Origin of the sequence: Vibrio sp. 1727 (genome assembly GCF_033344415.1) — a bacterium.
Lineage (GTDB): Bacteria > Pseudomonadota > Gammaproteobacteria > Enterobacterales > Vibrionaceae > Vibrio > Vibrio alginolyticus.
This window is the reverse complement of record NZ_JAWPOT010000317.1, coordinates 1-668: the sequence shown is the minus strand read 5'-3', so window position 1 is coordinate 668 and position 668 is coordinate 1. Positions and strand designations below refer to the sequence as shown.

The 668-nt window shown below is 39.1% G+C and carries 1 protein-coding gene and 1 pseudogene; both read right to left on the bottom strand.

Features of this window, described 5'->3' with window-relative positions:
* Nucleotides 1-273, bottom strand: a pseudogene (locus R8O10_RS25475) (endonuclease); the annotation flags it as partial.
* A 40-nt stretch (nt 274-313) separates the two neighbouring features.
* Nucleotides 314-668, bottom strand: a 355-nt coding sequence (ati1, locus tag R8O10_RS25470; protein ID WP_318191991.1) for an Ati1 family type III secretion system chaperone, incomplete at its 5' end; no start/stop codon positions are given.

Here is a 668-nt window from a genome sequence, read left to right as displayed (position 1 = left end):
CTCTTTTTTGTGCAGTTGTTGGTTCATCAAGTTCAGCTTTAAGTCGCTGTTTTTCGATGAATCTGTTTTGCTAAAAAAGCGATTAAAAAAGCTGCGATTTTCTTTTTGTTTGAGGCTAATTTCACCATCATTGCTTTTGGTAACGCTGTATTCTTTACCAAATACAGAGCCAAATTTAACGGTATCGCCTTCTTTGGCATTGGTTTTGATATTTTGAATATCTGCGAGGTCTAAATTACCTCGATGTTGACTATTAATTTGAATTGTCGACATAAAATAAACTCATTTCTAAACATGGTCGTTTTTAGCGGGATTAAATGAAAATCCCAGCAGGTAATTGTTCTGGAATTGCTGCTTCGTTATCGGTTTGTTCAATGAAGAGGTGCCACTGCTCAATTTTTTCTAGCAGTTGTTGGAATGTGTTTTGAACATAACTTTGAGGCTTATTAGCTAACGAAATAACCTTATAAACGGTCAGTCTGCGGCTGTCCGGCATTAAACCAACACCGAAACCACCTCGAAATGGTTCTAGCGCGTGTTCACCGATTGCAATTGCGATGGCTTCTGGCAGAGGTGTTGGCAACTCAACAGGGCTGGTCAACGACATGTGCAAATTGATGGTGGTTTCGTTCTTAAATATGGTTAAGAAAAGCGCTTCATCATGGTCA